Source organism: Lacipirellula parvula (assembly GCF_009177095.1).
GTDB lineage: Bacteria > Planctomycetota > Planctomycetia > Pirellulales > Lacipirellulaceae > Lacipirellula > Lacipirellula parvula.
This window is the reverse complement of the sequence record NZ_AP021861.1, coordinates 2,071,894-2,096,539: the sequence shown is the minus strand read 5'-3', so window position 1 is coordinate 2,096,539 and position 24,646 is coordinate 2,071,894. Positions and strand designations below refer to the sequence as shown.

Here is a 24,646-nt window from a genome sequence, read left to right as displayed (position 1 = left end):
AGGAAGGCAAACGCTTACGCATGAAGATCACGCTCATCTACCCAGCCGTCGGCCGCAAAGAAGGGAAGTCTTATGTGAAGGCCTGGCAGATGCAGCCGTTATCAATGGCGGTGCTCGCCAGCTTGATGCCGCCAGACGTGGAGACTTGCTTCTACGATGACCGGATGGAAGCGATCCCCTACGACGACTCAACCGATCTGGTCGTCATTAGCGTCGAAACGTTCACTGCCCTCCGTTCGTATGCAATCGCCGCGGAGTTTCGGCAACGCGGAGTTACCGTGGTGATGGGCGGTTATCACGCGACATTGATTCCAGAGGAGGTTCAAGAGCACGCCGATGCGATCGTCATCGGCGATGCGGAACCGGTCTGGAGTCAATTGCTCGCCGATGCCAGGTCGGGCCGATTGAAACCGGTGTACGACGGACGCGGCCGTCGAGAACTGGGGAATGTGCGACCTGACCGCAGGATCTTTGCCGGCCGCCCCTACCAGAACATTACGCTGGTCGAGTATGCCCGCGGGTGTAATTTCAAATGCGATTTCTGCTCCATTACGGCCGTCCATGGCGCTGCTCAAAATCATCGGCCCGCTCGCGACGTCGCTGAAGAGATGGAGCAGACTGGCAGCCAGCGATTCTTCATCGTCGACGACAACATCGTCAGCCAACCGGGTAAAGCCCGCGAACTTTGCCGCGAACTGCAGCCGCTGAACATCAGCTGGGTCGGTCAGGCGAGCATCCACGTCGCCAACGACGACGACCTCTTGGCCGCGATGGTCGCGAGCGGTTGTCGCGGCGTGCTGATTGGCATGGAATCGATCAACGCCGCGAACCTCAAGGCGATGGGCAAGGACTGGAATACGGCTCACGCCACTTACGAAGCCAGCTTGCGTCAGTTTCGCAAGCATGGCCTCGCCGTCTACGGTACCTTCGTCTTCGGCTACGACGAAGATGATTGGGCGGTGATCAAACAGAGCGTCGACTTCGCTCGGGAACATCAACTGTTCTTGGCGGCGTTCAACCACCTCGTGCCGTTCCCCGGCACGCCGCTCTACCGCCGACTGCTGGCGGAAGGACGGCTGCTCCAGGAAAAATGGTGGCTCGAACCGTCGGGTCGGGTTGGCGACGTAGTCTTTAACCCGAAGAAGATGACTCCTGCAGAGCTGGAAGCGGGATGTCTTTGGGCACGACGAGAGTTCTACGGTTGGAGCTCCATCTTCGGACGCCTGTTCGACCGCGAAGCCAATGCCAGCAGTGCCACGATGCTGGGCGTCTACCTTGGCCTCAACCTGGGCTCGCACTTTGACATCGATCTACGCCAAGGACTGCAGCTCGGACTCGCCCCCAATCACCAAGTGAAACGTCATGGGAAAGTTCGAGTTCACGCTCGCCACGGCGGATGATGATGCCGAGCTGCGCGAGGTGCTTTCATCGACGCCGATGACTGGACAGATCTCGATCAGCTTCGCTCGTGAGCCGAACTTCTTCGCCGCCACGCCGGTCGACGGCAAACTTGTGCAAATTGTCGTCGGCAGAGACGTGGAGCAGGGCCGAATTGTCGGCATGGGCAGTCGCACCGCCGGCCCAAGATACGTCAACCAGCAACCAACCAACGTGGGCTACCTCGGCGGACTTCGGCTGCTTGCGGAATACCGAGGGCAAGGAGCTCTGATTGCACGCGGGTATCGCTTTCTTCGCCAGCTGCATGCAGATCGAGCAGCCCCCTACTACCTGACGACAATCGCTGCCGACAACGTGGTCGCACTCAAGACAATCACCTCCGGCAGAGCCGGGCTGCCGACTTACCATTCCTTGGGCGACTACGTCACGACCTCGCTGAATCCAGCGGCGACGAGTCGTATCGATCAAGATTCTTCAACCAGGATTTCAACGCGACTCGCAACGATCGATGACCGAGAACAGATCATTACTTTTCTCAACGCTCACGGGCCGCGACGGCAATTCTTCCCTGCGTACGCCGCCGCCGATCTCTTTAGCGAACAAGGCTGGCTCCAAGGGCTTTCCCCCGGTGACGTCATGCTCGCTTTCCGCGACGATCAGCTTGTTGGCGTCTGGGGCGCCTGGGATCAAAGCCGCTTCAAGCAAACGATTATTCACAGTTACAGCAGGTGGCTGGCGCTGACTCGTCCCGCTTACAATGTCGTCGCCAACATGAGAAAGCGAGCTACCTTGCCAGCGCCCGGAAGCATCCTGGCTGCACGCTATGGTGCGATCTTAGTCGTTGCTGAAAACGATGCGGAAATCTGCCGTCGTTTGATCGGGGCGATGAGCCGCGAGTTGCTTCAACGTGGCGACCGTCTGGTATTCCTGGGGTTGCACGCTGCTGATCCGCTTCTGCCGATTGCTCGAACCATCGGCGGCAGAGAGTACGTGACGCAGCTGTATCTGGTATTCTGGCCCGACCAGCCGCCTGACCTTGCCGAACTAACTCAACGAGTTCCCTACTTGGAACTCGGCTGCCTGTAGGGAAGTTGACGTGAGACTTCGCAGTTCACTTATCAAAGTTAGCGATCTGGTCGCATGCGATCGCGATGCGATGTTCGGCCTGATGCAGCGAGCGTATGCGAATATTCAGCGAAAGCAGTTCGAAGCCGACTTGGCTGCCAAGGAGTGGGTGGTCCAAGTTCACGATCCCCTCTCGGAACGTCTGGCTGGGTTTTCGACGCAGACGCTGCTGCAAGCTGAAGTCGACGGAAAACTTGTCAGGGCATTGTTCTCGGGAGACACCGTCGTCGATCCGCAGCACTGGGGCGACATTGCCCTCGCCCACGAGTGGGGTCGACTGGCAGTGTCGCTGATCGAAAGCCACGCCGAGCAACCTCTCTACTGGTTCCTTACGTCGAAGGGTTTTCGCACTTATAAATACTTGCCGTTGTTCTTTCGCGAGTGGTTCCCTAGCGCCGACGCACCAACGCCGAGTCGCGAGCGCGCCGTGATTGACGCACTCGCCAGGGAGGTGGCTCCGCTCGGTTACGATGCCAATACTCAATTGATCCGAGCGATGCCCGACAAGGAATATGTCCGAGCAACCCTCGCTGATCCCGGCCATCGAGCGCAATCCGATCGACACGTTCGTTACTTCATTGCTCGCAATCCAGGCTATCAACGGGGCGATGAACTCTGCTGCGTGGCTCCGCTGTCGAAGGCCAACTTTACCGCTGCAGCTCTTCGCGTCATCTACCCCGCCGCTTCCGTCCCACTCGCAGGATAACTCGTGTTTGGTCCGAGTTTCTGCAACACCTTCTGGATGGCCGCCTGCTTCCGCGAAGCACAAGCATATCGGCGATCGACCGGCGTCGTGCAGCAGACGCAGGCACGCTTGCTGCGACGCATCGTGCAGGACAATCGCCAGACATGGTTCGGCAAGCAGCATCGGTTCTCAGCAATCAGCAGCGTTGATGAATTCCAGGACGCCGTTCCGGTCTCAAATTACGACGACTATCGCGGACCAGTCGATCGGATTTCCCATGGCGAGTCTCGCGTGTTGACGGCGGAGCGAGTCGACCTCCTCGAGCCTACAGGCGGTTCGAGTCGGGGCGACAAGCTGATCCCCTACACCGCCTCGCTGAGGCGCGCGTTCCAGCGGGCGATTAAGGTTTGGATTTGGGATCTCTTCTCCTCTCGCCCAGCCGTACGCCAGGGAACTGCATACTGGTCTATCTCGCCGCTGGCGTCATTACCTCGCAAGACGAGCGGCGGCACTCCAATCGGTTTCGATGAAGACGCCGCCTACCTCGGCAAGTTCGAAAAAATGCTCGTCGAGCGGACGATGGCCGTGCCGTCGACTCTCGCCCTGGCTCCTGATATTGCCTCGTGCCGTTACGCAACGTTGTTCTTTCTGCTTCGAGATCCGCGCCTCAGCTTGATATCGGTGTGGAGTCCGACGTTTCTAACGGAACTGTTGAATTTCCTCTGGCTTCACTGGGACGAACTCTGCCGCGACATCGAGCTAGGCAATATCTCAACGCCCTCGTCGCCCCGTCACGCCCCACGATGGCAACAGCCGTTTGAACCTCGACCGCAGCGAGCCCAAGCACTTCGCGAACTGCTGGGCAACAGCGATCGCATCGCCGATTGCATTCGCGCGATCTGGCCGAAGCTACGGCTCGTCAGCTGCTGGACGGACGGCCCGTCGCGATCTTACGCCAATCATCTACAAACTTATCTCAATGGCATTGAACTTCAACCCAAGGGGCTGTTAGCAACCGAGGCGTTCGTCAGCGTCCCCCTCGTAAGCCAGACGGCGCCAGCCTTGGCGATTCGATCGCACTTCTTCGAATTTCGCCCCATCGATCGCCCGCCGCTGGAAGCGGCTCGCTTGCTCCTGGCCCATGAACTCGAAGCGGGACGCCACTACGAAGTGCTGGTTACCACGCAGGGCGGACTTTATCGCTACCAACTGCACGACCAAATCGAAGTCGTGGGCTTCTTCCGCGAGACGCCGCTGCTGCGCTTCGTCGGCAAGACCGATGCCACAAGCGATCTGGTCGGCGAAAAACTCAACGCGGCCCATGTCGAGTCGGTTCTGCAATCACTGTTTTGCGAGTTCAACCTTGCCCCCCGATTTGCCCAACTCGCCGCCGACGAAGCGAATGCAAACTACGTGCTCCGCCTGTTCGAACCCGCGCTGAGTGCTCGCTCCTCAATCGCTGACCAATTGTGCGAGTCGCTGGACCGCGGCCTATCCGCCAACTCCGCCTATCGCTACGCCAGGAGCCTGGCCCAGCTCAGAGCGCCGACAGTCGAATGGCTCAATGAACGCGAGGTCGATGCGGTCATTGCCGACGATTTGTCCCGCCGCGCAGCCGCGGGTCAACGTTTAGGCGACATCAAGACCACTAGCTTGCGTGCTTCCGGCGCCTAGCCCGGTGCAACCTCAACAGTCATGTTGTGCCTCGCGCTTGTTGCGAACATTTCGCGGCCAGCGGCGGCTTGCCGCCAGCGCTCCATCAAGCTACTTTCACGTCTCCGGCTTTGGATCTCGTGCCCAGAGAGTTTGTACGCCTCGTTCGTTCAACGTTGCGATCTATTTTGTCGCGAAACGCGTTTTTGGCGACAGAATCCTAAGTTGTTGTTGGGGCTGCTGTTAGGTGCGGCGGTTGTGGCGACAGAATGTTTTGACGCGTTGGAAGTCGCATTTTGGGACGGAACGCTCCGGTCGTTGCGCGGGCGGCGATGCTGCGGCGCGGCGGCTCACCTACGTGGTTGGCGCTGAAGCCGAGTTGCTGTTCGCACGCTTGTGCGATCTTCACACGCAGGCGCGACGCTCTTCAACCTAGCGGAGAAAACACTGCGTGGGTAGATGGCAGTTTCTGCCACCCTCGAAATGCGCCGGGGTCGGGACGACCCGGCTCGCTGCGGTGGGGGGGGCTGTGGTGGCGAAACGATGCGAAAAGGGTTGAGCGATGGCGCTCGGCACTTTAGGGACAAGTTTGTTTTAATTCGTCATACAGCGACGCTGCCCCGGTCGCCGCGTGCGGCGGCGACCGGGGGCGTGCTTCGCGTAGCTATCCGATCTCGATCAGGCCCGATCCTAAGCCGATCAGTCGGTGACCAGGAACGAGCCGTTGTTCGCGACGTCGAGCAGCGGCAGGCCCTTTTGGCCGGTGACGGTCGGGCTGGCTGCCTTGCCGCCGAAGTAGTAGGCGACGCCGAACTGCGCGGCAAACTGTTCTTCGCCCGAGCCACGGGGGCCGGCGCTGGCGCCGGGGACGGCGTAGTTCGCGTTGCCGTAGAGCGAGAACCAGCGGCTGAGCGGGGCTTCACCGGTGAAGCCGAACTGCCACGACTGGATGTCGGCGCGGTCGAAGGCGCCGACGTAACCCATCAGCGAGCCGCCGGAGGCGGTGTTGCCGCGGAGGTAGAGGTTGGCTTGGTTCGCCGCGCGAACTTCGCGGCGGACGCTGGGGGCGCCGGCGACGGTGACGGCGGCTTGATCGTGCCACAGGTGCACGGTGCCGAAACCGCCGACTTCAAACCGTTCGCTCAGGGCGTAGCCGGCGATGCCGCGGAGCTGGCCCATCTGGACCGTGTTCGCGTTGATGCCCCAGTTGTCGGCCATGAACGAGTCGACGACGGCACCGTAGCTAATGCGGTCGGTGTTGTGGAGCATGTCGCCCCGTTTGTACACGCCGGCGGTGACGAAGCCCTGTGTTTCGACGTCGGTCGATTCGGGAACGACGGCCAAGCGGCCGCGAGGATCGTAGACGCCGTAGCTGCCGCCGACTTGTCCGCGGAGCTCGGAATCGCCGAGGGCGAAGCCGGTGTTGAAGCCGGTGACGCCGCCGAAGCTGCTGGTGAGCGAGCCGGTGCCGCCGTTGATGTTCGTGAGGCGGTCGCCGATCGACTTGTAGACGTCGGCGCCGGCGAAGACCACGGTGTTATCGAGCCAGTTCCCAATGCAGGGGCTGCAGCTGTCGTTACAGGGTTCGCACGAGTCGCTGTAGCTACAGAGCTCGTAGCCACCCTTCTCGTTGAAGCAGGCCTCGGAGAGGCTGGCTTCGCTTTTGACTTCGCCGTCGAGGAAATTCGCGACGCTGGTTTCTTCCGCGTAGGCCGCCCCGGTCGAACCGATGAGCGCCGCGTTTAAAAAGGCCAAACTGACAAGCTTCCGCATGGTACCGCCCTCCGTGACTTACGAGTGGACGTCGTGTCCATTCCGTAGATCGCACGGTTTTAGGCATCTTCTGCGGGAAAACTGGCGGGACGGGTTAAGCGGTACAACCGGAATAAGCGGACCGAGTGGCGGGGGGTGAGGGGGCGGACTGGCTTGCCTGGGCGGCAAAGTCGTTGGGGAGGGGCGGTTGGCCCTTACCGTTGGGCGACGCCACGTTAGCCCTCAACGCCTAGATGAAATCCACCACAAAGTGGCATTGCTGGACGGAATAATCCCGCTCGACAGCAAGGAAAATTGACCGAGACCAATAGCTCGATTACCATCACAAAAGTATAAATTACGACTCTTCTCGCATGAGCGCGCAATGGCAACCAAAACCGAGTGGTTCGTCAACAAGAGTGATAAGACCTACGGGCCGTTCACTTCAGCGCAGCTGAAAGAACTTGCCAACACGGGTAAGATCAAACCTGACACCCAGATTCGCATGGGCGTCGAAGGGAAGTGGACTTCGGCTGAAAAAGTTAAGGGACTATTCGACTCACCATCTCGCGAACTCGCGCCGGCCGTCAAACCGCCAGCCGTTCGCTCAACCACAGTCGCTACCCGATCGCCTGCACCACCCGCCCGCGCTATCGACATTATCGAGGCAGGCCAAAACCAGTCGGCTCCCGTCGCGACTTCAACTACGCACAGGGCGATTGCGGTCCCCGCGCCTGCCGCTCCGCCCGTGGTGAATCGTCTGTGCCCTTTTTGCGGCGAGTCGATTGCACCGACCGCGATCAAGTGTAGGCATTGCAACGAGTTCCTTGACGGCCGACCACGCGAGCAGGCACAACCAGTCGCGCAGACAGTGTTCCATGCTGCTCCCGCCGCAGCCCCCGTTAACGTCGTAGTTAATCAGGTAGTCGGCATGCACCACGGTCCGCGGTGGAGCCGTGGCGTTGCCATTGTTTTGAGCTTCCTGATTCCCGGCCTCGGGCAGATGTACAAGGGGCAAATCTTCAACGGCTTAGCTTGGTTCATCGTCACCACAATCGGCTATTTCGCTCTCGTCATCCCAGGTTTAGTGCTTCACCTATGTTGCATCATTGGCGCCGCGAGCGGCGACCCTTATCGGTAAACTGACGGAGTATGCCAATCGCCGGGCGCCACTGGCGTGTCGCCAGTGCGGAGCGGGTACGTGTTCTCCATCATCTGCAGGACGCAGGCGGCTTTGATTTTTAGGCTGCTTGCGTACTGGTCGGTAACCAGGGCGTTGCGGCGGCTCGCACTGGCAGGATGCCAGTGGCACCCTTGGGCGGGTGAGGAATTTGGGAGTTTGTTTGAGTTGCTAGATCCCTCGCTTCGCTCGGGATGACAGATGCTCTGCTCGGCAGGTGGCATGCTCTCGGCCTCAAGCCGTGAGCATGCGAATTTGCTGAGGAGCGTGCAGGCTCTTCACGCTTCACATGGCCACGGCCGAGTACAGCCGAGACCATGCCACCCGGCCGTGAGAGGCTCACACTGTCGCGGGTTGGACGATTCGATGTGAGTTGCCTCTTGCAGCTGCGCTGCCCCGGTAGCCGCTTGGGCGGCAACCGGGGCTACCCGCTATCCGATTACCCGCCGGGAAACGCGCTGAGTGGCGGGAATGTTCGTGCTTCGTCCACCGGCGGAGCCGGTGGCTTTTATTGTTTTGGGTTCGGGTCACTTTTTTGACCGGAACGGGACGGCTGGTAGGCCGGCGGCGTTTTTTAGCGTTGCTTCGGGGTAGGCGGCCCAGGCGTAGCGGGCCGACTTTGGCTCGGTGACGCCGGTGGCGGAGAGGATGACGGCGTCGCCGTCGATGGTTGCTTGGGCGGGGACATACCGGCCGTCAGCACCCGCGATTTCGAAGCCCTTCAGTTCGCCGACGGCTGAGCGGAGGCCTGCGGCGTGGTCGAACGAGACGCGCAGCTTGTCGCCCTCCGTTTGTAGATCGCGATACGTCGGTCCGGAATATTCGATCTGATCGTCGTTGTAAGCAACATGACGGGCGACGAGGGCCAGCCGCCGGCCGACTTCGGCCTTGTTGCGCGGGTGGACGTCGTGCCGATCGCCGACGTCGATGGCGACCGCCATGCCGGTGCGGGGGACGTCGAGCGTCTCGGCCTGAGCTTCCCGCAGGAGCGGCCAGGTCTCGCCGCCCGGTTCGAACGCGGCCAACTGGACGAAGAGGAAGGGGAAGTCGCCTTGGCCGAACCGCGCTCGCCAGTCGGCAATCATCGTTTTGGAGAGCTCGTGGTACTCGGCGGGTCGGCCGGCGTTGTCTTCGCCCTGATACCAGACGACGCCTTTGACGGCGTAGGGAATGATCGGCGACAGCATGCCGTTGAAGAGGACGGTGGGGACGTGGTGCGAGTACATGCGGGGGCGGCCCTCAGCGTCTTTAGCGTTGCTCTTGAGCAGTTCCTGCGCCTGGTCGTAGTCGTCGGCGAACGTGGGGACGGCGGCGAGCGCTTCGCGACTGGTCCAGGCTTCCATGGGGGTGCCCCCCTGATTGCACGAGAGGATCCCGATCGGCACGCCCAGCTCCTGCTGCAAGTCGCGGGCGAAGTAGTAAGCGACGGCGGGCCACGAGGCGATCGTTTCCGGGGCTGCGACTTGCCAACCTAGCGTGTCGAAGGATGCTTGCGGTTCGTCCATGGGGCGATTGGGGACGTCGATGGCGCGAATCATGGGGTTGGCCGCGGCGGCGAGCGCTGCATCAGTGCCGTCCGAATCTTTGACGGTCCACTCCATGTTCGATTGGCCGCCGGCGATCCAGACGTCGCCGAACAGTACGTCGTCGAGCGTGATCGATTCGTCGCCCGATTTTACTTGGACGGTCACGGGCCCGCCGGCGGGATGAGGGGCGAGGGCGAGCTTCCATTTGCCGTCGGCGTCGGCGGTGGCGGCGACGCTCGCTTTGCCGTCGATGGAGACCGTCACGTTGGCGTGCGGCGCCGCGGTTCCCCAGACGGGAGTTCGCGCGTCGCGTTGCAGCACCATGTGGTCGGAGAAGACCGAGGCGAGGGCGAGCGGTTGCGGAGCGTCTGCCGCCCGGGCGACGTGGGCGTGAGCAGAGAGACCGATCGCTAGGAAAACTGCCGCTGCGAGTTTCATGTTCGCCTCTTCACGCTGCAAGATAAGATGAGATGAGTCCGCTGATTCAAGCAGATTAACGAGCGGATTGAGCGGCCTCAAGCGTTGGCGCTTGATACTGGGCGCCACTGGCGTGTCGCCAGTGCGCAGCGGGTACATGCTCTCCATCACCTGCACAGCGCAGCCAGCTTTGCTTTTCAGGCTGCTTGGGTGTTGATCGTTAGACAATGCGTTGCGGTACTTCGTACTGGCAGGATGCCAGTGGCACCCTCGGAAGACGCACGCAAAAAAAAAATCGGCCGATCGCAAAGGGCGACCGGCCGATTCGAGGTAAAGCATTACAAAGCGAACAGGTTACTTGATTTCGAACCAATACGGCATCATCACCGCCACCGGTTCGCGCATCACTTGGCGAAGCTGTACGGCGTGACGCAGGACGCCGCGGAGTTCCGGCGCGAGGGACGTGATGCCGGCGATGACGCGGGCTTCGGCTTCGCGTTCGGCGTCCATGTTGCCGCCGAACATCGCCTCGAACGGGTTCTCGGGCTTCGGCAGGACGAGGACTTCGACCTTCTTGTCGGGGTCGAGGCCGGCGAGCCGCTTGGCCGATTGGATCGAGTCGCGGAGCGTGCCGACTTCGTCGATCAGGCCGAGGCGTTTGGCGACGCGGCCGGTGTAGACTTGGCCGCCGGCAAGCTTTTCAAGTTGTTCGACCTTCATCTTGCGGCCTTCGGCGGCCTTCGTGGTGAACTGTCGGTAGACGTCTTTCATCATCCGCTCGACGACTTTGCGCTCCGAGTCGGAGAACTTGTGGGTTGTCGAGAAGATGCCGCTGTTCTCGCCGCGCGAGATCGATTCGGTGTCGATGCCGAGCTTGTCGTAGACGCCCTTCATCGCAAGCTTACCGCCGACGACGCCGATCGAGCCGGTGACGGTGCCAGGTTCGGCGAAGATGCGGTCGGCGCCCATCGAGATGTAGTAGCCGCCGCTGGCGGCGACGTCGCCCATGCTGGCGACGATCGGCTTGTCGATCGCTTGGGTCTGCCGCCAGATGAGGTCGCTGGCGAGGGCCGAGCCGCCGGGGCTGTCGACGCGGAGGACGATCGCCTTCACGGTTTCATCCTTAGCGGCTTCTTGCAGGGCTTCAACGATGGTGGTCGAGCCCATCGTGGTTTCGCCGAGAATGCTGCTCTGGCTTTTGCCGCTCATGATCGGGCCGACGGCGTAGACGATAGCAATTTTCGGGTTGCTGTCGCCGCTGCCCCCCTTGCCTTCGCCCATCATCGACTGGAAGAGCTTCATCATGCCCATCGGGCCGCTGAAGTCGGCGTCGACTTTTTGCTTGGCGTAGTTCTCGACGTAGACGAGCTTGTCGGCTTTGTATTCCTTCTGGAGTGAATCGCGGAATTGGTCGGGGTAGGCGATGCGATCGACGAGGCCGGCTTCCTTGGCTTCGTTCGCCATGAGCAGGCCTTGGTCGACGATGAGCCGCACCTCTTCGACCTTCAGATCGCGGTCGGAGGCGATCGTGGTGAGCATTTCGTCGTAGACGTCGTCGATGAGCGCAGTCATGTTCTTGCGAACCGGCTCGCTGAGGCTGTCGCGAGTGTAGGGTTCGGCGGCGCCTTTGAAGTCGCCGACGTGGAGCATGTCGGCCTCGACGCCGACCTTGCCGAGGAGGTCTTTGTAGAACGAGAACTCGGCGCGGACGCCAGGGAGCAGGACTTCGCCCGACTCGGGGATGATGATTTCGTCGCAGGCCGAGGCGAGTTGGTACTGCGGGCCCATGGCCGATTCGAGCAGGGCGTAAACCTTCTTACCCTTCGACTGGACGCGCTTGATCGAGTCGCGGAGTTCGTTCAGCTTGCCGCGGCCTGGAGCGGCGTCGATTTGGAGGATGACGCCGGCGATGGATTCGTCGTCGCCCGCCTTTTCGATGCGGGCCATCGTCTTGCGGAGATCGACGCCGAGGTCGCCGAAGAGGGACATCTCGCCGGGGGATTCGGGGAGGGCGCCGTCGACGATGATGTAGGCGATGCGGACTTTTTTCTTGGCGGCCTTCGCGGCTGCTTCTTTGTCGGCGGCTTCTTTGTCCTTCTTGGCTTGCTCTTCGGCCTTGGCTTTTTCGGCGGCGCGGGCGGCTTCGGCCTTCTTGGCCTTCACGCGCTTGGATTCGATTTTGGCTTCGTCCTTGGCTTCCGCCTTCTCGTCGGCGTCGTCGGCCTTCTTGTCGGCGTCGGCCTTGGCGTCCGACTTCTCGTCGGCTGACTTCTTATCGGTTTCCTTGTCGTCGGCTTTCTTTTCCGCCGCTGCGGCTTTGTCGTCGGACGCCGATTTGTCGGCGGCGAAGGACCAAGTCGCCGGTCCGGCGACGACGAGCGCGATGGCCAACCACATCCCGAGCAAGAATTCACGCATTGCTGGTATCCCCGTTCTGAGTCTCTCGTGATTTCGCTGACGCCGCGAGATTCAACCGCCTACTCAGGCCGCTTCCCGGCGTCATTACCACTATAGCGGGTAGATGCCGGGCATTCGCCAGGGGCCGGGCTATCTTGCCCAAATTGGGCCGAATTCCGCGGCGGCCCGATTTTGCCGGGGCAGTGCAACCGGCGCGACCTCTCCGCCATGCTAGCGGCGGTGCAATCCGCCCTGGGCGATCGCACCGCGGTTTGATACTTTTCCCGCGCGACTTTTTGCCGGCCCGCCCGGCGTCTCCCGCTCCACCGTGCTCCCCGATCGCGGAACCGACCATGACCTCAGCATTTTCGCAGGCCCTCCGCTCTTTGTTTGTTCGCCGTAGTTCGTCGCTCGCCGTCGCTACGGCGATGGTGGCTGGAATTCCCGCGACGAGCCACGCCGCCGAGCCGTTTTGGCGGCAAGTGATGCCGCAGAAGAAGGTGGCGTTCGAAGCGAACGGCGATTACACGCTAACCGAGCAGAACGGCCCGTGGTTGGTGATGGCGATGTCGTTCAACGGCGAGGGGGGCGAGACGGAAGCCCGCGAGTTGGTCAACGAGCTGCGCTCGAAGTTCAACTTGCCCGCGTATTACTACGCGATGACGTTCAAGCTGGAAGACGAGCGGACTGGCCTGGGGATCGATAATTACGGCGCCCCGATCAAGCGGCGATATCAGCGCGGGAGCGAGGTGGTAGAGCACGCTGTGCTCGTGGGCGAGTTCCACACGATCGAAGATCCTGCGGCGCAGGCGCTGTTGGATCGCGTGAAAACCCTGGAGCCCGAATCGCTGAAGATTGAATCGGGCGAAGCGACATCGCAAAGCTTGATCGGCATGCGTCAATTGCAGCGGTCGGTGAAGCAGAAGCTCGGCAAGCAAGTAAATCGCGGGCCGATGAGCCACGCATTCCTGACGCGCAACCCGCTGCTGCCCAAGGAATACTTTGCTCCGGTCGGCGTTGATCAAGAAATCGCCAAGTGGAACAAGAACTTTGAGCACTCCCTGCTCAATTGCCCCGGCAAGTACACCATCAAAGTGGCGACGTTCGCCGGCAAAACGTCGCTCAAGTCGAGCGATATCGAAGCGGCCAAGGGTTCGTCGATCCGCGGCGCCAAAGACAACGACGCCCTGGTCGTCGCTGGAGAAAATGCTCACAAGCTGACCGTCGCCCTGCGTGCGAAGGGCTGGGAGGCTTACGAATTCCATGATCGCTACGAGAGCTACGTCACTGTCGGGTCGTTCGACGACCTGCAGCGGAATCAGAATGGCCAGCTGACGCCCTCGACCCGCGAAGCGCAGATCATCGTCAACACGTTCGGCGCGGCGACGCCCAACGTCGGTTTCGAGCGTGCGACGTATCAAGCGATCGGCGCCGATGCGGAAGACATTCAGCAGGCGGAACACACCGAAGGCGAAGTGTTGCAGCAATTCGACAAGCAGTTCTCCGCGAAGTTCGGCGACGTTGCCGACGGATTTCACCCCAAGGACTTCGTCGGACTGCCGTTCGATATTCAACCGCAGCCGATCGACGCGCCGAAGGTTTCGGTGAGCTCGGCGTACGTGCGGAAATAGTACGAGCCGGAATAGCGGCTGAAGTCGGCAAGCCGCGGCGGATTCGCGGTTCTGCCTGAGCGCCGGCGGCGCTACAATGATGCGTTCCACTCACGTCGCTGGGAACGCACTATGGCCGCGCATCGTCTTGTCATCGGTACCACCAACCTCAAGAAGGGACTCGAGCTGCAGGAGCTGCTCGCTCCGTATGGGTTCGAGGTGCAGACGCTGCGCGAGGCGGGGCGGCCGATTCTCGACGTGGTTGAGGATGGCGACACGTTCGCCTACAACGCGCGGAAGAAGGCGGCGGAGCAAGCGATCTATCTGGGCGCATGGGTGATGGCGGACGACAGCGGACTGGCCGTCGATGCGCTCGACGGCCGGCCTGGCGTCTACTCGGCGCGGTATGCGGGCGAGAACGCGACCGACGCCGACAACAACGCGAAGCTGCTCGCGGAGTTGGGCGACCTGTCGCTCGCCAAGCGGACGGCCCACTACGTTTGCCACGTGGCGGTGGCCGATCCGCGGGGCGAGATTCGGACGGAATGCGCCGACATTTGCCGCGGCCGGATCGTGTTCGAACCGGCGGGAACGAATGGGTTCGGGTATGACCCGCTCTTCGAGGTCGTGGAGTATCACCAAACCTTCGGCCAGCTGGGGCCGCTGGTGAAGGGGGCGATCAGCCACCGAGCGCGGGCGCTGCGGAGCGTGGTGCCGAAGCTACTCGCGCTGAAGGCGAGCGGGGCGTGGGGCTAAAGAGAAAGAATTGAACCGCCAAGGACGCCAAGGGGGACTATAAGTACTCCATCTTCTTTTGCGCCTTCGCGCCTTTGCGTGAGACATTTCTGATTTTGATCTCACGCAAAGGCGCGAAGGCGCAAAAGAAATACGGCTTGAAAGTAATTCTCTCTGGCTTGATCTGACTTTCGTTGTGCTCGTTGTGCCGTTGTGGTTCAACCGCCCCTGTATTTCCTTGGCGCACCTTGGCGTCCTTGGCGGTGAGGCATTTCTCAGCCAGAGAAGAATGGCACCGGCGGCGTGGGGGATTACAATCAGCCGTGCCGCGGCGGGCTGCTGCTTGTTCGTGAACGCTTCGTTCACCAAATAAGAGGAGCCGCTGCGAGCGATGAACTCACAGCGGCTCCAATGAACAAGAGCAGTCGAATGAATGCCCGAAGTGTAACGCGCCTGTTTTCCCTCGCCAACGGGTTTTGGCTCTTTTTGTGTCTGCTGGCTGGCGCCATCCCCCCCGCCAGCGGCGCCGAGTCGGCGAGCGACTGGGTGCAAGGCGCGTTGCCCGAGCTTACCCAATTTTACAAGTCGCTCCATCAGGCGCCGGAACTATCGCACGAAGAGGAAAAAACGGCGGCAACGATGGCCGAGACGCTTCGCAAACTGGGCTTCACAGTCACTGAGAAAGTCGGCGGGCATGGCGTTGTCGGCGTGCTGAAGAATGGCGCCGGTCCGACGCTGCTCCTGCGGGCCGACATGGACGGCCTGCCGGTGGTGGAAGAGACGGGGTTGCCGTACGCGTCGCAAGTCAAGGTGCGCGACGCGCGCGGGGCGACGGTCGGCGTGATGCACGCGTGCGGGCACGACATGCACATGACGATGCTGATGGGGACGCTCGAATATCTGGCAACGCATCGCGACCAGTGGAGCGGAACGCTTGTGCCGATCTTCCAACCTGCGGAAGAAAAAGGCGCCGGCGCGCAGAAGATGCTCGACGACGGGTTGTTCCGCCGCTTCCCGAAACCAGACTACGCCCTCGCGCTGCACGTTGCCGCCGACCGACCGACCGGCAACGTCGCGTGGCGCCCAGGCTATGCGATGGCCAACGTCGACAGCGTCGATATCGTCATCCACGGCAAAGGGGGTCACGGCGCTTATCCGCACATGACGATCGACCCGATCGTCATCGCGGCGAAGCTGGTGCTCGACCTACAAACGATCGCCAGCCGGGAGGTGAAGCCGATCGAACCGGTGGTGGTGACAGTCGGTTCGATCCACGGCGGGGCGAAGCACAACGTCATCAGCGACGACTGCACGCTGCAACTCACGGTGCGGAGCTACACCCCCGAAGTGCGGAAGCAGATTCTTGATGCGATTAAACGGAAGGCGAACGCCGCTGCCGCGAGTGCGGGAGCGCCGCAGCCGGACATCACCATTTCAGACGGCACCCCTGCCCTGGCGAACGACGCCGACTTAGCGAAGCGGTTGGAGCCGGTGATTCAGAAGGAACTGGGCAAAAACAAGGTGGAGGAGTCGGAACCCTCGATGGGAGGCGAAGACTTCGGCGCCTACGGCCGAGCGGGCGTGCCGATTCTGATGATCTCTGTGGGGGCCGTCGACCAGGCGCGGCTCGACAAGTACGAGAAAGAGGCCGTCCAGCCGCCGTCGCTCCACTCGCCGCTGTTCTACCCCGACATCGACGGCACGCTGACGACCGGCGTGCGAACGCTGACGGCCGCTGCGCTTGATTTACTCGCGAAGAAGAATGAGCAAATGAGCAAATGAGCAAATGAGCAAATGACGAATGACGAATGACGAATGACGAATGACGAATGCTGGCGAGGACGGCGCTGCCTTCTATTCCCATTCGTCATTCGGGAATTCGTCATTACTCCTACCGGTCTTTCATGCGCGGGTCGAGCGCGTCGCGGACGCCGTCGCCGAGGAAGTTTAAGGCCAGCAGCGTCACGCCGAGGGCGAGGCTGGGGAAGAGGACGAGCCACCAATAAATTTTTACTGGGGTGAGATCGTTGATTCCCTCGCGGGCGAGCATGCCCCAGGAGACGTCGGGAGCTTCGACGCCGAGGCCGAGGAACGAGAGGAATGCTTCGAAGAGCATCACCCGCGGGATGGTAAGCGTCAGGTAAACGAGCACAACGCTCGAGACGTTCGGCAGCAGATGGCGGAAGATGATCCGCCAGTGGCCGGCGCCTAGCGAGCGGGCGGCCTCGACGAACGGCTCGGTCTTCAGCGAGATCACTTGGCCGCGAACGACGCGGGCCATCGTCAGCCAGTAGATGGCGCCGACGACGAGGTAGAAGACCGTGATTTTGTTGAGGCCGAGATAGGCGAGACGCGTGCCCCAACTTTCGGGCGTGCTGTCGTCGTTGAGAATCGTGATGATGAAGATCACCACGAAGATGAACGGGATCGAGTAGAGCAGATCGACGAATCGCATCATTGCATCGTCGAGCCAACCGCCGAAGTACCCGGCAACGGCGCCGTAGGTGACGCCGATGACTAGCGAGACTGCGGTCGCCACGAGCCCTACCATCAGCGAGATGCGGGCGCCCCAGAAGACACGGGAGAGGAGATCGCGGCCGAAGATATCGCGGCCCCATAGCGAGTTGAGCTGAGACTCGCCGAATATCGCGTAGCGGGTGCGGACCATCCAGCGGCTCAGCGGGCCGAGGTCGGCGAAGCCAGCCTTAGCGTAGGGCGATTGGATGACGTCGTCGATTTCGTTGTGCTTGCGGACCAGGGCTTCGAAGGCGTCGTTGCGAGCTGTGCGCAATGGTTCCAGCTCGGCTTCACGTTCGAGCGGCGGCAGGTCGGCGGGAAGCTCGCGCTCGGCGGTGCGAAACGCCTCGGTCGCCTTACGGTGAGCGGCCTCGAGTTCTGGCAATTGGCCGCGGAGTTCCGCGACTTCGGCGGGGCCGGTTTCAATCGCTTCGAGGTTCAATGAAAACCCGTCGATCCAGAGCGGCGCGAGCGTCGGCGGGCGATATTGCAAATCGGTCTGCACGCGATCGGGCGGCTGCAGCGGCAGTAGCGGCGTGATGGCAGCCAGCAAGCAGACGACCACCAGCGTGGCGAGCGCGGCCATGGCGGCCCAATCGCGGCGCAGCCGCCGCCAGGCATCGCGAGCGAGCGATGTTCCGGCGGTCGATTTGGCGTCTGGCGTCGACATACTGCTCTTTTTTTATCTCACGCAAAGGCGCAAAGGCGCGAAGGAAATGCAGCATCCCAACTTGCTGGCAGTCTTCTTTGCGTCTTTGCGCCTTTGCGTGAGATCTTTATTCATATGAAATACAAACGCCGTCATTCCAGCTCCACGCGGGGATCGAGGTAGGCGTAGGAGAGGTCGACGAGGAAGTTCATCGTGTAGAGCACGAGCGTGTAGAGCAGCACCACGCCCATCGCGAGGGTGAAGTCACGGAGCTCGGCCGCTTTCACGAAGTAGATTCCCAGCCCGGGGATCGCGAACACCGTCTCGACGACGAGCGAGCCAGTAAGAATGCCGGCCACTGCGGGGCCGAGGAACGAAACGACCGGCAGCAGCGAATTTCGCAAGCCGTGGACGAGGATCACACGGCTGCTGCTGAGGCCCTTCGCCCGGGCGGTGCGGATGTAGTCTTGCGAAAGGGCGTCGAGCAAGCTCGTACGCGAGATCCGCGCGACTTCCGCGGCGTACGGGGCGCCGAGGCAAAACGCCGGCAGCACGAGTTGCGACGCGCTTCCCCAACCGGCAGCTGGGAAGAGTGGAATCATGAACACGAACAACATGATGCAAATCGTCGCGACGACGAAGCTCGGCAGCGCGATGCCGATCGTCGCGACGAGTCGCAAGCCGACGTCGAGCGCACTCCCTCGCCGTGCCGCCGAGACGACGCCGGTCAGCAGGCCGAACGTCATCGCAAAGGCGAGCGCCAGCACGCCGAGCGCCGCCGAGATCGGCAAGCCTTGGGCGATCACGTAGTTCACGCTGCGGTCGGTCAGCCGCATGCAGAAGCCGAGATCGCCTTCGAGGAACGTCCGTTTCAGCTCAATGAAGTACTGCTCGTGTAGTTCCTTGTCGAGGTTGTAGCGCCGCTCCATGTTCCGCTTAATTTCCGGCGCAACCTGCCGATCGCCGTCGAACGGTCCGCCGGGGACGCTTCGCATTAAGATGAACGAAACGGTGAAGACCGCCCACATCGTGACGACTAGCCAGAAGAGGCGCCGAATGATGAACGTAATCATTCCCGGCCCTCCATGAACGGATTGGGCGTCTTCTCTTCGGCGTCGATCCAGATCGCCGAGAGCGGATGGGTGTCCTGAATGTTGTTGTAAAAGCCGCGGATGGTCGGCTTCACCATGTTCTTGCTGACGTAGTTGTAGAACGGAATGATCGGCTGCTCGTCCATGAGGATCGCTTCGGCCTGATGGAGGAGTTCGAGCCGCTTCGTGAAATCTGTTTCGGTCGCTGCGGCGGCGATCAGTCGGTCGTACTCGGCGTTGCCCCAGCCGGTGCAGTTGTTCTCGCCGCCGGTAACGAACATGTCGAGGAACGTGTTGGGGTCGGCGTAGTCGCCAATCCAGCCACGGCGGCTGACATCGTACTTGAGTTGCCGCTGGCTGGCGTTGAAGGTGGCCCACTCTTCGTTGCGAGTTTTGACGCTAATGCCGAGATTCTTCCGCCATTGGTCGCGGATGAGTTGGGCAATCGCGTGATGGCCTTCGTGCGTGTTGTGAAGGATCTCGATCTCGGGGAAGCCGCGTCCGTTCGGATAGCCCGCTTCAGCGAGGAGCCGCTGAGCCTCTTTAACGTCTTCGTGCGGGCCCTGCGGCGGATCGTAGCCGGGCAGCCCCGGCGGGACGAGGCTGTAGGTCGGCAGTTCGCCGGCGCCGAGCAGGACTTGGGTGAGTTCATTGCGATCCATCGCCATCGACAACGCCTTGCGGACCCGCACGTCGTCGAATGGCTTGCGTTTAACGTTGAGGAGATAGAAGTAGGTGTTGAGCATCGGCTGCGGATTGAGATCGTCTCGCACCGGCCGCTCGGCCATCAACGTCCGCAGCGCCGAGGCGGGGACGTCGTAAATCCAGTCGACCTCGCCGGTGAGGTAGAGGTTGAGCGCCGTGGTGCTCGACTCGACGGCGAGGAAGTCGACGCTATTGAGTTTGACATTGTCGCGATCCCAGTAGTGCTCGTTCTTCACGACGCGGGTCCGATCGCGCAAGTGGCGGAACTCCGGCTTGAAGGGGCCGTTGCAAACGATGTTCTCGACGTCGGTCCAATCGGGCGAGCCGAAGGTTTCGACGCACTTTTGCTGCACGGGGAAGAGCGGGTAGAAGCCGACGAGCGTGAGGAAGTAAGGCGTCGGGTTTTCGAGCGTGAACTCGAGCGTGTGATCGTCGATTGCCCGCATGCCGACTTCTTTCAGGTCAAGCAGAATCTGCCGTGCGTGGCGTTCGCCTTTCGCTGGCTCGTTGTCGGCGGCAGCCCCGTCGTCGGCGTAGCGGAAGCGTTCTTCGCCCGCTTCGGTGGAGATGACGAAGACCCAGTCTTCGATCTTCAGCGTCTCGTCGGCGGCGGCCTTGTCGAGCGCTTCGCCGGTGAGTTCCTGGCCGCTCTTATCTTCGATGCGAACGAGCTTGCCATGCACGAGTTCGCCGCGGAGCGCGTTCGAGGAGTCGGGATCGACGTTGAGTTCCACCTCAACGTTGTCGCCCGGCCGCACCGCGCGGCCGCCGCCGCTGTAGCGTTTGGCGTTCTTTACGTACCACGCTTGGTACGAATACTCGGCCGCGGTGCGGGGGTCGAGAAACCGCCGCATCGAGTAGATAAAGTCGTGGGCCGTCACCGGCGAGCCGTCGGACCACTTCGCATCCTTCCGCAGGTGGAAGGTGTAGGTGAGCAGGTCTTCGGAGACGTCCCAACGCTCGGCGACGCCTGGCTCGGGCTTGAGCGTTTTGGGGTTCCAGCTCGTCAGCCCTTCGAAGAGGGCGTTGATCATCCGGTTCTCGGGCTGGCCGGTAACGATCGCGGGATCGAGGCTTTTGACTTCCGTGCCGTTGATGAACGTGAAGTCGGCAGGCGGAAGTTGGCCACGGTTGAGGGCCCAGCCAATGGAGCCGAGAATCGCAATGCCGGCGATCCAGGGGAACAGCGATCGGCCATCCAGTGGCATGATGGGCTGGGTGGTTTAGGTGAGTAAGTGAGTAGGTAGGTACGTGAATGCTTGATTCACCCAGCCGACGCCTGCGAACCGCCGTTGTTAGCTTACCGGACGGAGAGGACGGGGCAAAGAACTTACTGAGCTTCAATTTGAACCGCCAAGGACGCCAACGTTCGCCAAGGGCAACTGCTATTTCCCTGCTCTTCTTTGCGCCTTCGCGCCTTTGCGTGAGATCTCAATCAGAATCGTCTCACGCAAAGGCGCGAAGGCGCAAAGAAATACGGCTTGAGAACACTTAGCTCTGACATAACCTGCCTTTCGTCGTGCTCGTCGTGCCGTTGTGGTTCACATTCCCGCATTCCCTTGGCGAACCTTGGCGTCCTTGGCGTCCTTGGCGGTTAATCTTCTTCTCCTGAACAGAACCAAGCAGCCTGCTAGAATCGCTCTCTATGAGTTTCGAACACTTACGTCACAAACCACCCCGTGAACTCACTCACCCGCGCGAGTTGCTCATCGTCTGTGCGCCGATGCGAAGCAACATCAACCTGTCGCGGATCGCGCGGGTGGCGAGTTGCTGCGGGCTCGACCGGATCATTTGCACCGGTCAGGCGAGTCTTGATCGCAAGATCGCTCGCGACGGGGCCGATACGATCACGATTGAAGTCCGGCGGACGCTGCCGCCGGTGCTGGAGCGACTCCGCGAGGAAGGCTACCGGCTGGTTGGGCTCGAGCAGACGACCGACTCGCACGACATGCATCACTTCCAGTTCCAGCGGAAGACGGCGCTGGTGATCGGCAACGAGCGGACGGGACTAACGCCCGATCTGCTGAAGTTGCTCGACGACGTCGTCGAGATTCCGGTCTGGGGGCTACCGTTCAGCTACAACGTCGCGACGGCGACGACGATGGCGCTGTATGAGTACTGCCGGCAGTTTCCGGAGGGGTGAGAAAGCGACTTGGGTGCCACTGGCATCTTGCCAGTGTGAATTGCCAAGCGGGTCTTCACTTCAGCACTGGCAAGATGCCAGTGGCCCCCCTCGCCGAACCTTCTGTCACGCCGCGCCACGGGTAAGCCAGGCGATGACTTCTACGGCGGCGACCATGCGGGCCGATTCGCGGATTTCGCCCGCCGAGTGGCGGTTGGTAGTCTCGACGGCAAATCGCAAATACTGCTCACGCGACTCTTCGACGCGCTCGCCGCCGACGGCGATTAGGGCTCGTTGCCATAGTTCACGCGCGCGGGCGAGCGCCGCTTCGTCGCCCGCGATTGCTTCGAACATCGCGTCGTCGAGCGCTTCGAGCAGTTCGTTCGCTTCGCGCGATTCGGGATCGAGCGGGACCGTCGGCGGTAATTCGCTGCCGGGTTTGATGCGCCGCAGATGCGCGCCATGCATGTTGAGATTCTTTGCCATTGCTGAGCCGCCTGAAGATCGATTGAGCCGGAAGAGAGACAAACGCAGGAATCAGGAAGTTCGCCCGTGGGCGGCCCGGCGGAGTTCCGCCCGCCGCCGCAGTTCGGCGGCGCGACACGCCACGTCGTCGTCGAGCGGCGTCTGCCCGGCGGCATCATTCGCCGGGCCAGTTGCGGCGCCGTCGGGCAAGGCATTCCCCTCGTGCGTAGATCCGGTCAATCGTTGCAGCAATGATCCATGCAATTGCATCGTCCTCCGTAATTCTCGTAGTTCGGTGAGCCATTCGTGATGTTCTTCAGTCGCCCGCTGCCGCTCGCGTTCAAGAGCTGTGCCTCGCTCCTCATTCGATTGCTGGAGCAGCCGTAACTCCGACTTCGCCACGGCGAGCTTGCGGCCAACCTCTTCCAAGGTTTGCAGTTGCTCGGCGTTCTCGGCGACGAGCTGTCGGTACTCTTCCTCAGCCGCGACAAGCCGACGTTCGTACTCCTCGGCGTGCGCGAGGTGCTGCGAGGCATCGTCGGCCGCCGCCTGGCGCTGATCGAGCAGCGCCTGCTGTCGCGTGAGGTCGCGCTGCCAGTCCGAAAGTTCGCCATGCAGCGAATCGAGCGTCGCGAACGATTCGCAGACCCACGACTCGAGTTCAGATTGTTCCCCTCGGAGCGCCTCGACCGGGGCTAACGCCTCGCGAAGGGTCTCCAACGACCGAAATTCGACCATTGCCGTGTTGAGTGAGCTGGATGGTGCGGCGGATGTATCGGCGGACGAATAGCGCGGCCTCGCGCGAACGGTTGGAGCGCGCAGTGCGACGCTCACGCATGCGAAGCGAGACCTGACAACTGCGAGCCATCCACTTGCGTCGCTCCGCGTGGCCGGGATTGGTTCCGACCGCGAGTGCGTCGTGGCGGCGTCGCAACTTGAAAAGGGGCAAGACTGACGAGCAGCGGAGCGAGTGCAGCGATGCAACTCGACTCCATGGGAAATTTAGCTTGCTTGCGGGCGCGCGGCGGAGCGGATGGCGAAGAAACTTGCGGGGAAGCGCGGGCAGTGGTCGTTACAACCGCACCTGGAAGCCCCCCCGCATCCCCTTTGCGCCTTCGCGCCTTTGCGTGAGACATTTCTGATTGAGATCTCACGCAAAGGCGCGAAGGCGCAAAGAAATACCGGGAAACGAGCGGAGGATGCCGGCGGAGTTGCCAATTTGGTGAAACTTCGTATTGTGAAGCGTACTTCTCTTCCCCCGCAGGAGGCGGCGTTCGCCATGTCGAAGCGTAAGACGAAACCGCGTCGTCAGAACTCGGCCCGTGACCTGGAGCACCGCGTTTCGGACACGCGCAACGCCGAGGTCGCGACTGTCGCGTGGACCGTGTCGGTGACGACGGTATTCCTGTGCGATATCGCCGCCGTGGCGGCTCACTTGTACGCACGGGCGAATCCACGGCTGGGCGGTGCGCAAATGCTCAGCCAACTGCTGCTGTTTTGCGCGGCGGCGATTGGGCTGATTTCGCTGTTGCTGCTGCCGGTGGTGTTGCGGTTTCGGAAGACGCCGCCGCCGGGCGGGTTCTTGACGTTCGCCATCTGCAGTGCGCTGGCGCCGATCTTGGCGGTGCTGGTAATGGCGCTGCAACGCTAAACGCGGCGCTAGTGGGGCTCGAAGGCTTCCATCCGCTTCACGAGGTCGGCAAGATACTCGGCGATGATCTTACCGAGGCGTTCGCCCTTTTCGGGCGTTCCCTTGCGCGGGGCGCCGAGCACGGAGCTCGGCCAGTAGCGTTTCACGTCGCGCACCAGGAGCGGCTTGGGCGATTCGCGGCCGCTCTCTTCGGGGAGCAAATCGTTGCGGACGAGTTCGGGGCAAATCGACATCAACCGCGAGGTTTCGATTTCGCCGCCGTGCATGTCGCCGGGCGTTTCGATGATGCCGGCCATCCGCTTCAGTAGAACGTCGTACTCGAGCACGATCGCCACGTTCGCGTCGGGACAGCTGCGGAGCACACGCTCGGCCGCCTCTTCGATCGCCGCCATTTGCAGCGCGCTCGCGTGGCCGGAATAGAGGATGAAGTTTCGCAGGCCCGTTTGGTAGAGCGACTGGACGATATCGCGAACCAGCGAGCGCAGCGTTTCCGCGCTAATGCTGATCGTCCCATCGTGGCCGCCGAGGCTGCGGCAATAACCGTAGGGAATCGGCGGAGCGACGAACAGCGGCACAAGCTGGGCGGCCCGCTTGCCGGCGTCGTACGCCTGGATCGTGTCGGTCGAGAGCGGCAAGTGCGGGCCGTGGGCTTCCATGACGCCGAAGGGAATGAAGACGCTGCGGCACGATTTTAGTGCGGCTTCGACTTCGACGGTGGTCATTTCTTCGAGGATCATGGCTGGCTCGGGGACTTGCTTGAATACGGGGATTACTTTAACACAGAGAGCACAGAGGACACGGAGAATGCGGTAAAGACAGCCCGCGAATCACGCGAATGAAATAATTGCCGTGTTAGTGTCAACTCGATATCGCGTTCGCTTGCAGCAAAAATTATTCGCGTGATTCGCGTGATTCGCGGGCTAAAGCTTTCTCTCTGTGTCCTCTGTGCTCTCTGTGTTAAATCGCAT

Annotated in this window: 19 protein-coding genes; 10 read left to right on the top strand and 9 right to left on the bottom strand. The window is 61.6% G+C overall.

Features of this window, described 5'->3' with window-relative positions; translation table 11 throughout:
* Positions 1 to 20 precede the first annotated feature (20 nt).
* The 4 genes from PLANPX_RS08085 to PLANPX_RS08070 are packed head-to-tail and all read left to right on the top strand — an operon-like array spanning position 21 to position 4,882.
* Positions 21 to 1,400, top strand: coding sequence for a B12-binding domain-containing radical SAM protein (locus PLANPX_RS08085; RefSeq protein ID WP_152098239.1), 1,380 nt, complete (start codon positions 21 to 23; stop codon positions 1,398 to 1,400).
* Positions 1,363 to 2,484, top strand: a complete 1,122-nt coding sequence (locus tag PLANPX_RS08080; protein WP_152098238.1) for a hypothetical protein — start codon at positions 1,363 to 1,365, stop codon at positions 2,482 to 2,484. The genes PLANPX_RS08085 and PLANPX_RS08080 overlap by 38 nt, the downstream gene beginning before the upstream one ends.
* Positions 2,485 to 2,494: 10 nt before the next feature.
* Complete coding sequence (locus tag PLANPX_RS08075) at positions 2,495 to 3,229, top strand: hypothetical protein (protein WP_152098237.1); 735 nt, start codon at positions 2,495 to 2,497, stop codon at positions 3,227 to 3,229.
* A gap of 3 nt (positions 3,230 to 3,232) precedes the next feature.
* A complete protein-coding gene (locus tag PLANPX_RS08070) occupies positions 3,233 to 4,882 on the top strand; it encodes a GH3 auxin-responsive promoter family protein (protein ID WP_152098236.1) in 1,650 nt (549 codons plus the stop codon).
* A 678-nt stretch (positions 4,883 to 5,560) separates the two neighbouring features.
* Here PLANPX_RS08070 and PLANPX_RS08065 read toward each other — a convergent pair.
* Positions 5,561 to 6,634, bottom strand: a complete 1,074-nt coding sequence (locus tag PLANPX_RS08065) for a DUF6666 family protein (RefSeq protein ID WP_152098235.1) — start codon at positions 6,632 to 6,634, stop codon at positions 5,561 to 5,563.
* 364 nt (positions 6,635 to 6,998) lie between these two features.
* On the opposite strand from PLANPX_RS08065, the gene PLANPX_RS08060 reads away from it, so the two are divergent.
* Complete coding sequence (locus tag PLANPX_RS08060) at positions 6,999 to 7,754, top strand: DUF4339 domain-containing protein (protein WP_152098234.1); 756 nt, start codon at positions 6,999 to 7,001, stop codon at positions 7,752 to 7,754.
* 566 nt (positions 7,755 to 8,320) lie between these two features.
* Here the strand turns inward: PLANPX_RS08060 and PLANPX_RS08055 are convergent.
* Together PLANPX_RS08055 and sppA are read right to left on the bottom strand one after the other, a co-directional pair.
* Complete coding sequence (locus PLANPX_RS08055; RefSeq protein ID WP_172991934.1) at positions 8,321 to 9,757, bottom strand: sialate O-acetylesterase; 1,437 nt, start codon at positions 9,755 to 9,757, stop codon at positions 8,321 to 8,323.
* Positions 9,758 to 10,090: 333 nt separating this feature from the next.
* Positions 10,091 to 12,154 carry a signal peptide peptidase SppA gene (gene sppA, locus PLANPX_RS08050; protein ID WP_152098232.1) on the bottom strand — a complete coding sequence of 688 codons (2,064 nt, stop codon included), beginning with the start codon at positions 12,152 to 12,154 and terminating at the stop codon, positions 10,091 to 10,093.
* Between the two features lie 332 nt (positions 12,155 to 12,486).
* Between sppA and PLANPX_RS08045 the strand changes: the two genes are divergently transcribed.
* The 3 genes from PLANPX_RS08045 (at position 12,487) to PLANPX_RS08035 (ending at position 16,260) form a co-directional block, all read left to right on the top strand.
* Complete coding sequence (locus tag PLANPX_RS08045) at positions 12,487 to 13,764, top strand: hypothetical protein (protein ID WP_152098231.1); 1,278 nt, start codon at positions 12,487 to 12,489, stop codon at positions 13,762 to 13,764.
* A 111-nt stretch (positions 13,765 to 13,875) separates the two neighbouring features.
* Positions 13,876 to 14,499 (top strand): RdgB/HAM1 family non-canonical purine NTP pyrophosphatase, encoded by a 624-nt coding sequence (rdgB, locus tag PLANPX_RS08040; protein ID WP_152098230.1) that lies wholly within the window; start codon positions 13,876 to 13,878, stop codon positions 14,497 to 14,499.
* Between the two features lie 408 nt (positions 14,500 to 14,907).
* Positions 14,908 to 16,260: an amidohydrolase gene (locus tag PLANPX_RS08035; RefSeq protein WP_232536329.1), complete on the top strand. Its 1,353-nt coding sequence runs from the start codon at positions 14,908 to 14,910 to the stop codon at positions 16,258 to 16,260.
* A gap of 109 nt (positions 16,261 to 16,369) precedes the next feature.
* Here PLANPX_RS08035 and PLANPX_RS08030 read toward each other — a convergent pair whose 3' ends face one another.
* The 3 genes from PLANPX_RS08030 to PLANPX_RS08020 form a co-directional block, all read right to left on the bottom strand.
* Positions 16,370 to 17,665, bottom strand: coding sequence for an ABC transporter permease (locus tag PLANPX_RS08030; RefSeq protein WP_232536327.1), 1,296 nt, complete (start codon positions 17,663 to 17,665; stop codon positions 16,370 to 16,372).
* A gap of 131 nt (positions 17,666 to 17,796) precedes the next feature.
* Positions 17,797 to 18,717, bottom strand: coding sequence for an ABC transporter permease (locus PLANPX_RS08025; RefSeq protein ID WP_152098228.1), 921 nt, complete (start codon positions 18,715 to 18,717; stop codon positions 17,797 to 17,799).
* Positions 18,714 to 20,648, bottom strand: a complete 1,935-nt coding sequence (locus tag PLANPX_RS08020; RefSeq protein ID WP_152098227.1) for a peptide ABC transporter substrate-binding protein — start codon at positions 20,646 to 20,648, stop codon at positions 18,714 to 18,716. Before PLANPX_RS08020 ends, PLANPX_RS08025 begins: the two co-directional genes overlap by 4 nt.
* 437 nt (positions 20,649 to 21,085) lie before the next feature.
* Here PLANPX_RS08020 and PLANPX_RS08015 point away from each other — a divergent pair, with 437 nt between their 5' ends.
* Positions 21,086 to 21,583 (top strand): TrmH family RNA methyltransferase, encoded by a 498-nt coding sequence (locus PLANPX_RS08015; protein ID WP_152098226.1) that lies wholly within the window; start codon positions 21,086 to 21,088, stop codon positions 21,581 to 21,583.
* A gap of 105 nt (positions 21,584 to 21,688) precedes the next feature.
* On the opposite strand, the gene PLANPX_RS08010 is transcribed toward PLANPX_RS08015, so the two are convergent.
* Both PLANPX_RS08010 and PLANPX_RS08005 read right to left on the bottom strand, forming a co-directional pair.
* Positions 21,689 to 22,048, bottom strand: coding sequence for a hypothetical protein (locus PLANPX_RS08010; RefSeq protein WP_152098225.1), 360 nt, complete (start codon positions 22,046 to 22,048; stop codon positions 21,689 to 21,691).
* 51 nt (positions 22,049 to 22,099) lie between these two features.
* Positions 22,100 to 22,747, bottom strand: a complete 648-nt coding sequence (locus PLANPX_RS08005; RefSeq protein WP_152098224.1) for a hypothetical protein — start codon at positions 22,745 to 22,747, stop codon at positions 22,100 to 22,102.
* A 559-nt stretch (positions 22,748 to 23,306) separates the two neighbouring features.
* Here PLANPX_RS08005 and PLANPX_RS08000 point away from each other — a divergent pair.
* Positions 23,307 to 23,678, top strand: coding sequence for a hypothetical protein (locus tag PLANPX_RS08000; RefSeq protein ID WP_152098223.1), 372 nt, complete (start codon positions 23,307 to 23,309; stop codon positions 23,676 to 23,678).
* A gap of 8 nt (positions 23,679 to 23,686) precedes the next feature.
* On the opposite strand, the gene PLANPX_RS07995 is transcribed toward PLANPX_RS08000, so the two are convergent.
* Positions 23,687 to 24,415 (bottom strand): creatininase family protein, encoded by a 729-nt coding sequence (locus PLANPX_RS07995; RefSeq protein ID WP_152098222.1) that lies wholly within the window; start codon positions 24,413 to 24,415, stop codon positions 23,687 to 23,689.
* Positions 24,416 to 24,646: the final 231 nt, after the last annotated feature.